Annotated in this window: 9 protein-coding genes; 4 read left to right on the forward strand and 5 right to left on the reverse strand. The window is 75.7% G+C overall.

Annotated features, from left to right (window positions below):
- The 4 genes from ACFUEL_RS30895 to ACFUEL_RS30910 all read left to right on the forward strand — a co-directional run.
- On the forward strand, positions 1-206 hold a 206-nt coding region (locus ACFUEL_RS30895), incomplete at its 5' end, for a hypothetical protein (RefSeq protein WP_380240090.1).
- A gap of 13 nt (positions 207-219) precedes the next feature.
- Complete coding sequence (locus ACFUEL_RS30900) at positions 220-2403, forward strand: bifunctional polysaccharide deacetylase/glycosyltransferase family 2 protein (protein ID WP_380240091.1); 2184 nt, start codon at positions 220-222, stop codon at positions 2401-2403.
- Positions 2404-2407: 4 nt separating this feature from the next.
- Positions 2408-2557, forward strand: a complete 150-nt coding sequence (locus ACFUEL_RS30905; protein WP_380240092.1) for a hypothetical protein — start codon at positions 2408-2410, stop codon at positions 2555-2557.
- Between the two features lie 63 nt (positions 2558-2620).
- On the forward strand, positions 2621-4171 hold the full coding sequence (locus ACFUEL_RS30910) for a protein kinase (protein ID WP_380240093.1): 1551 nt from the start codon (positions 2621-2623) through the stop codon (positions 4169-4171).
- A gap of 15 nt (positions 4172-4186) precedes the next feature.
- On the opposite strand, the gene ACFUEL_RS30915 is transcribed toward ACFUEL_RS30910, so the two are convergent.
- From ACFUEL_RS30915 to ACFUEL_RS30935, 5 genes are all read right to left on the reverse strand, one after another.
- Positions 4187-4702, reverse strand: a complete 516-nt coding sequence (locus ACFUEL_RS30915) for a potassium channel family protein (protein ID WP_380240094.1) — start codon at positions 4700-4702, stop codon at positions 4187-4189.
- Positions 4699-6060: a hypothetical protein gene (locus ACFUEL_RS30920; protein ID WP_380240095.1), complete on the reverse strand. Its 1362-nt coding sequence runs from the start codon at positions 6058-6060 to the stop codon at positions 4699-4701. Before ACFUEL_RS30920 ends, ACFUEL_RS30915 begins: the two co-directional genes overlap by 4 nt.
- Positions 6061-6222: 162 nt before the next feature.
- A complete protein-coding gene (gene tatA, locus ACFUEL_RS30925; protein WP_380240096.1) occupies positions 6223-6495 on the reverse strand; it encodes a Sec-independent protein translocase subunit TatA in 273 nt (90 codons plus the stop codon).
- A gap of 200 nt (positions 6496-6695) precedes the next feature.
- Positions 6696-7019, reverse strand: coding sequence for a DUF202 domain-containing protein (locus tag ACFUEL_RS30930; protein ID WP_380240097.1), 324 nt, complete (start codon positions 7017-7019; stop codon positions 6696-6698).
- Positions 7016-7372, reverse strand: a complete 357-nt coding sequence (locus ACFUEL_RS30935; protein WP_380240098.1) for a YidH family protein — start codon at positions 7370-7372, stop codon at positions 7016-7018. The genes ACFUEL_RS30930 and ACFUEL_RS30935 overlap by 4 nt, the downstream gene beginning before the upstream one ends.
- Positions 7373-7490: the final 118 nt, after the last annotated feature.

Raw genomic sequence — 7490 nt, forward strand, 5'->3', positions numbered from 1 at the left:
GCCGGAGCACGCCCCGGCCCGACGGCACCGGCGCCCCCGCCGCCCGGCAGTCCCGGCCGCCCGCCGCACCGGCGGCGAGCACCGCCGCCCGGGGCACCGCGGCGGCCACCACCCCGTCCCCGGCCGCCGCCCCCGACGCCGCCGCCTCGCACGGCCGGCCCAGTACGGCGCCGAGCAACAGCCGCAAGCCCGCCAAGACCCCCTAGCGAGCCCTCCCCGATGACCTCCCCCCGGACCTCCCCCCGCCGCGCCGCCCCCGCCCGGCGCGCCCGCCGCGGCCGCCGGGGCGTGGTGCGGCAGTCCGCGCCCCGCACCCACTGGCTGCTGCTGGCCGCCACGGTGGTGACCCTGGCCGCGGCCCTGCTGCTGCAGGGCTACACCCGCCACCTGTACGGGTCGGCGCCCGACGGCGCCGCCCGCCCCGCCGGGCCGTCCTTCGCCGTCCCCCCGGAGGCCGCCCACGGCGGCCCGGTGATCGACGCCTCCGCCGAGGTGCCGCGCACCGCCCGGCCCGCCCCGGGCACCGTCGCGCTGACCTTCGACGACGGCCCCGACCCGGTCTGGACGCCGAAGATCCTGGACGTGCTGAAGCAGCAGGGGGTGCACGCCACCTTCTTCGTGGTCGGCACCCAGGTCGCCGACCACCCCGAGCTGGCCCGCCGGATCCTCGCCGAGGGCCACCAGCTGGGCATCCACACCTTCACCCACGCCGACCTCGCGCAGGCCGCGCCGTGGCGCCGCTCGCTCGAACTGCGCGAGGCGCAGCTCGCGGTGGCCGGTGCGACCGGCACCACCACCGCGCTGCTGCGGCCCCCGTACTCCTCGAGCAACGACGCGCTCACCGACGCCGACTGGCAGGCCGTCCGGCAGGCCGGGCGGTCCGGCTACCTGACGGTGCTGACCACCCAGGACAGCGAGGACTGGCGGCGGCCGGGCGTCGAGCGGATCGTCGCCAATGCCACCCCGCAGGGCCCGGCCGGGCAGGGGGCCGGGCAGGTCGTGCTGATGCACGACGCGGGCGGCGACCGCTCGCAGACCGTGGCCGCGCTGGCCGAGCTGCTGCCGAAGCTGAAGCAGGCGGGCTACCGGGTCGGGACGGTCTCCGAGACCGCGGCGATCGCGGACGCCGCGCACCCGGCGAGCGGCGCCGAGCACTGGCAGGGCCGGGCGCTGCTGCTCGCCCTGTCCGGCGGCGACCTGGCGGTGGCGGTGCTCGGCTGGCTGCTCTGGGCGGCGGGCGCGGTCAGCGTGCTGCGCGCGGTGGTGCTGCTGTTCGCCGCCGCCCGCCACCGGCGCCTGCGCCGCCGGGGCTGGGGGCCGCCGGTCACCGAGCCGGTGACGGTGGTGGTGCCCGCGTACAACGAGCGCGCGGGCATCGAGGCGGCGGTGCGCTCGCTGCTGGCCTCCGACCACCCGGTGGAGGTGATCGTGGTCGACGACGGCTCGACCGACGGCACCGCGGATCTGGTGGAGTCGCTCGGCCTGCCCGGCGTCCGGGTGCTCCGGCAGGCCAACGCGGGCAAGCCGGCCGCGCTCAACAACGGCCTGCGGCACGCGAGTTGCGAGCTGGTGGTGATGGTCGACGGGGACACCGTGTTCGAACCGGACGCCGTCCGGCTGCTGGTGCAGCCGTTCGCCGACCGCCGGGTCGGCGCGGTCTCCGGCAACGCCAAGGTGATCAACCGGGGCGGGCTGCTGGGCCGCTGGCAGCACATCGAGTACGTGGTCGGGTTCAACCTGGACCGCCGCTTCTTCGACCTCGCCCAGTGCATGCCCACCGTCCCCGGCGCGGTCGGCGCGTTCCGCCGCTCGGCCCTGCTGCGGCTCGGCGGCGTCGCCGAGGAGACCCTGGCCGAGGACACCGACCTGACCATGGCGCTGTGCCGGGCCGGCTGGCGGGTGGTCTACGAGGAGCGGGCGGTCGCCTGGACGGAGGCCCCGGCCTCGCTCTCCGCACTGTGGCGCCAGCGCTACCGCTGGTGCTACGGCACCCTGCAGGCGATGTGGAAGCACCGCCGCTCGCTCGCCCAGCGCGGCCAGGCCGGCAAGCTGGGCCGCCGGGGGCTGCTGTACCTGCTGATGTTCCAGGTGCTGCTGCCGCTGCTGGCCCCGGCCGTGGACGTGTTCGCGGTCTACGGCCTGCTGTTCCTCGACCCGGCGCGGATCGCCGCGGTCTGGCTGGGCTTCCTGGTGCTGCAGGCGCTGTCGGCCTGCTACGCGTTCCGGCTGGACGGCGAGCGGCTGGGCCCGCTGTGGACGCTGCCGCTCCAGCAGGTCGTCTACCGCCAGTTGATGTACCTGGTAGTGATCCAGTCGGTGTGGACCGCGCTGGCCGGCAACCGGCTGCGCTGGCAGCGGATGCAGCGCTACGGCTCGCTCCAGGCCCCGGCGAACCGGAGTTGACGCGATGACCTTCCCCCGCACCTCGCCCGCCGCCGAACGCGCCGCCGAGCGGGCCGCCCGCCGGGCCGCCCGCGGTCCGCGGGGCGTCCCGCGCACCCTGCTGGCCGCCGCCCTCGCCGCGCTGGCCGCGGTCCTGCTCGTGCAGCGCCCGTGAACCCCGGTTGACGGCGCCCGCTATGGTTCACGGGTGCCCGCCCGGAGTTGAGAGGAGTATCCGATGATCGGACGCGCGCTGAACGGGCGTTACGAGCTCGGCGAGATCCTCGGCGTCGGCGGCATGGCCACCGTGTACCGCGCCGTGGACCACCAACTGGGCCGCCAGGTGGCGGTCAAGGTGCTCAACGGCGGCTTGGCCGACGACCCGCGGTTCGCCGAGCGGTTCGCCCGCGAGGCCCGCTCGGCCGCGCTGCTGGCACACCCCCGGGTGGTCACCGTCTTCGACTCCGGCGTCGACCAGGGCTCCCCGTACCTGGTGATGGAGCTGGTGCACGGCGCGACCCTGGGCCGGGTGATCGCCGAACAGGGCGTCCTGCCGGTCGAGCGCGCCGTCGGCACCGCCGCCGCCGTGCTGGACGCGCTGGCCGCCGCGCACGACCAGGGCCTGGTGCACCGGGACATCAAGCCCGGCAACGTGATGATCACCCAGGACGGCGGGGTCAAGGTCGTCGACTTCGGCATCGCCCGGGTCGGCTCCTCCTCCGGCCAGCAGCTCACCCAGACCGCCTCGGTGCTGGGCACCGCCGCCTACCTCTCCCCGGAGCAGGCCACCGCGGGCCAGGTCGACGGCCGCGCCGACCTGTACGCGGTCGGCTGCGTGCTGTACGAGATGCTGGCCGGCGCGCCGCCGTTCACCGCCGACACCCCCGTCGCGGTGACCTTCAAGCACGTCACCGAGTACCCGGTGCCGGTCTCCGCGCACCGCCCCGACGTGCCGCCCGCGCTGGACGCCGCGATCCTGCGGCTGCTCGCCAAGCACCCGGCCGAGCGCCCCGCCGACGCGCGCTCCGCGGCCGCCGAACTGCTCGCCGCCGTCCCGGCCGCCCCCGCCGACCGCACCGCCCAACTGCTCGGCGCCGCCACCCAGGTACTGCCGCCCGTCCCCGCCACCGCCTTCCCGGCCGCGCCGCCGCCCCCGCCGCAGCAGCCCTGGACCGAGCCGCAGCGCACCTCCGTGCTGCCGCCGGTGCGGGCCCCGCTGCTGCCCTCGGCCCGCTACGAGGACGAGGAGCCCGCGCCCCGGCGCGGCCGCAACCCGCTGGTGTACGGGGGCATCGGCGCGGCCGTGATCGTCTGCGTGGCCGGCATCGCCGCGTTCTCGCTCAGCGGCGGCGGCACCGCTCCGAAGGCCGCGCACACCCCCGCCGCGACGGCCGCCACCACCGCGGAGCCGTCCCCGGCGCCCACCCCGTCCGCCTCCGCGTCCGCGTCCACCAGCACCAGGCCCAGCGCCTCGCCCAAGCCCTCCGCCACCCCCAAGGGCGGCCCGGTGACCGCCCAACTCGCCCAGCTGCGCGCCGAGGTGGCGCAGGCCGGCTTCAAGCACGACCGGGACAAGCAGGACGACCTGACCGGCCTGCTCGACCAGGCCACCCAGGACGTCAACGACAAGCAGCCCGCGGACGCCGAGGACTCCCTCAAGGACGCCCAGAAGCTGGTCCGCGACCTCCAGCGCCACAAGGCCGTGGACGCCCCGCTCCTGATCGGCTGGCAGACCCGGCTCACCGCCCTGACCGCCCTGGTGCACGCCCAGGCCGCCCAGCAGGACTAGCGGGCCCAGCAAGGCTCAGTCGCCGCGCTGCTCGCGGTGGCGGGCCCGCTGCACCGCCCTGGTCTTCACCTGCCGGGTCAGCGCCGTCACCCCGGTGGTCAGGAACACCACGGTGTACAGGAGTTGGAGCATCACCACGATCCTGGCCGCCTGCCCGGCCGGGTGGATGTCGCCGTAGCCGACGGTCGCCATGGTGATCACCGTGAAGTACAGCGCGTCGACCTTGGTGACCAGCCCGTCCAGCTCGCCCGGCTCCTTGGACATCGCCAGGTAGGCGGTGGAGAACACCACCAGCGCACCGCACAGCAGGATCAGGATCCGCGGCACCGGGTGCCGGGACTGCCCCAGCACCTGCATCCGCACCTCGCGCAGCACCCCGGCGCCGAGTACGGCCAGCAGCACGCCGAACACCGTCCAGCTGATCCCCGGGTGGTCCGGCCCGAACGAGCCCAGCGGCACCGTGAAGTAGGCGACCAGCAGCAGCACCGGGCCGGCCAGCATGCCGACGTAGATCCGGACGAGGTCCCTCACGCCGCCGCGGCCTTCCCGCCGCCGGGGCGGTCCGCGGGCGGACCGGACGGCGGGACGGACGGCGGGACGGCGGGCGGGCCGGCGGCCGCGTCGGCGGGCGTGTCGAGGAACTCCAGCACGGCCAGCACGCCCAGCAGCACCACCGCGATCCAGAGCACCACCGCACCGGTCGGGTAGCTCCAGGTCAGCAGCACCACGGCGGCGACGGCCACCGCGCCCCAGCCCAGCCACGCCTTCCAGCGGTGCACGAAGCGGCCGACCGGGCCGAGCCGCATGCCGATGCCCTCGGCGGCCCGCCGCACCGCGCCCAGCCCCTCCCGCCACAGGTGCCGCACCCAGCCGGCCCGGCGGCCCGAGCCGGTCAGCCAGGCGGCCAGCGCGACCACCACGCCCAGCGCCAGCAGCATCCGGATCGCGGCCCGCAGGTAGCGCACCAGGGTGTCGTACACCGCCATCGCGGCGGCCTGGTTGACGTCGGCGGGCAGTTTGTCCAGGTAGAGCGCCCGGAACACGCTCAGCCCGATGCCCAGCAGCCCCGCCCCGGCGGCCATCCCGAGCGCCGCCCAGACGGCGGCCCGGCGGTGGCGCACCGCCAGCGCGACGCCGCCGACCGCGCACAGCAGGGCCAGCACCGGCACCCAGAACCCGGCCAGGTCGAGCAGCCGCAGCCCGGTCTGCGCCTTCTGCACCGCGTCCGACTGCACCAGGGTGTAGTCGGTGTGCACCTCCGGGATCTTCGAGGCCAGCCCCAGCCCGTTGGCCACCAGCCGGTCCTTGACCGCCGCGACCACCGGCCCCAGGTCGAGGCTGACGGTGTCGCCCTTGACCTGCACGGCCCCGCCGCCCTGCCCGGTCAGCACCTTGTCGAAGGCGGCGTGCGCGTTGCGCAGCACGCCCGTCCAGACCGTGGCGAAGGCGTCGGACTGGACGAAGCGCAGCACCTGGTCGTGGACGAAGCCGGTCAGCCCGCTGGTCAGCGCCGGGCCGAGCTTGCCCAGCGCGGCGTCCAGCAGCGGCCGGTCGGCGGGGGCGACGTCGTTCAGCAGGTCGGTGATCGGCAGCTGCTGCATCACCGCGGTGGTCACCCGGTCGGTGAGCGCGTTCTGCACCGAGGGGTCGGAGGCCAGCGGCGCCATCGTGGACACGAACCGGTCGGTGTCGGTGACCTGCGACTTGCTCCACGCGGCGACCACGCCGAGCGGGGTCAGCACCGCGGCCAGCACGATCAGCAGCACCGCGAAGAAGGACCGGACCCGGTGGTGCTCCCGGCGGGCCGGCGCCTTCTGCACCTGCTCCAGGAGGGCGATCCGCTCGCGCAGCTCCGCGAGTTCCCGCTCGTCCGACGGGTCCGCCGCCATCCGGTGCCTCCCTGTGATCCGCCGTCAGGTGGATACCAGGAGATACCAGAACAAAACGGTCAGCCACTCGGGCCGGACGACACGCCGGAGCCCCCGGTCCGTCAGGGCGACGGGCCGGGGGCTCCGGTACGGCGGGCGCGGGCGGCCGGGGGCCGCCGGGCGTCAGGCCGTGGTCGACTTGGAGGGCTCGGCGGCCTTGGTCACGTTGGTCGGCTCGACGGCCTGGCGCGGCTGCTCGGCCTGCGAGGCGGCGGTGCCGTTCTGGGCCGCCGCGGGGGCGTCGTCCTCGCGCAGGGCCTTGGTCTCCGCCTTGAGGATGCGCATCGACTTGCCGAGGCCGCGGGCCATCTCGGGCAGCTTCTTCGAGCCGAACAGCAGGACCAGCACCACCACCATGATGACGATGTGCCAGGGCTCAAGACCGTTACGGAACATCCCTGACCACCGGTCCTTTCGTGGAAGTTCTCGCTGTGACGGGGGGCCGGGCGGAATGCCCGACCCGGCCAGTATGCCTGGCCTTGTCGGCGAACGTATACACCCGTCGGCAAACAGCCGCCGAAAAACAGGTGATCCGAGTCATGTGGTCTGTACCACCTGGCGGGGGTCGGGAACGGCCCCGGCGAGCGGCCCGGGGCTCACCCACCCGTGTTCACCAGCACCGACCAGGCCGCCCCGGCCGCGGCCAGCACCACCGCGGCGGTCAGCCCCCGCATCCACCACCGGCTCGCCGGGACGTGCGGAGCGTGTTCCACCGCACTGCGCCGCCGCACCCCGTGCAGGTACAGGCCGACCGCGGCCAGCGCCAACACCCCGCCCAGCGCGGCCAGTCCGGGCAGCCCGTGGACGTACCCGGTGCGCAGCACCAGCAGCGCGTCGGCGGCCAGCACCAGCGCGGTGCGGCTCCACGCCAGCAGGGTCCGCTCCGGCTGCAGGCCCGGGTCCCGCGGGGCGGTGGTCACCGCGACCAGCCGACGATCAGCACCGAGAACACCGCCGCGGCGACCGCCACGCACACCGTCAGCACCAGCATGATCCGGGTCGCCGGCAGCGGGCCGCCCGCCCGCATCGCCCGCTCCACCCGCACCCAGCGGTGGTAGGCGGCCCACCCCAGCCCCGCCCCGCCGGCGGCCAGCAGCACCGAGAGCGTCACCCGCACCGGCACCGGCGCCAGGTCGGGCGCCAGCTGGTCCAGCCCCACCGCCCCGGCGAGCAGCGCCAGCGCCGTCCTGATCCAGGCCAGGAACGTCCGCTCGTTCGCCAGGGTGAACCGGTAGTCCAGCTCCTCCGGCTCCCCGTCGTCCTCCGCCGCCATACGGCGACCCTAGGCCGGGGACGGGACGGGTGCAGCACGGAGGGGCCGCGCCCGAGCGCGGCCCCGCCGACTTACGACTTCCCTGCCGACGAAATACCAGCCTCCGGCGCTACGGCGC

The organism is Kitasatospora sp. NPDC057198 (assembly GCF_042670125.1).
Lineage (GTDB): Bacteria > Actinomycetota > Actinomycetes > Streptomycetales > Streptomycetaceae > Kitasatospora.

Excerpts from the sequence above, each read along its gene's own strand:
- ACFUEL_RS30920 (WP_380240095.1), bottom strand. The coding sequence starts at position 6,060 with ATGGCGGCGGACCCGTCGGACGAGCGGGAACTCGCGGAGCTGCGCGAG.
- ACFUEL_RS30905 (WP_380240092.1), top strand. The coding sequence starts at position 2,408 with ATGACCTTCCCCCGCACCTCGCCCGCCGCCGAACGCGCCGCCGAGCGG.
- ACFUEL_RS30910 (WP_380240093.1), top strand. The coding sequence starts at position 2,621 with ATGATCGGACGCGCGCTGAACGGGCGTTACGAGCTCGGCGAGATCCTC.
- ACFUEL_RS30900 (WP_380240091.1), top strand. The coding sequence starts at position 220 with ATGACCTCCCCCCGGACCTCCCCCCGCCGCGCCGCCCCCGCCCGGCGC.
- ACFUEL_RS30935 (WP_380240098.1), bottom strand. The coding sequence starts at position 7,372 with ATGGCGGCGGAGGACGACGGGGAGCCGGAGGAGCTGGACTACCGGTTC.
- tatA (WP_380240096.1), bottom strand. The coding sequence starts at position 6,495 with ATGTTCCGTAACGGTCTTGAGCCCTGGCACATCGTCATCATGGTGGTG.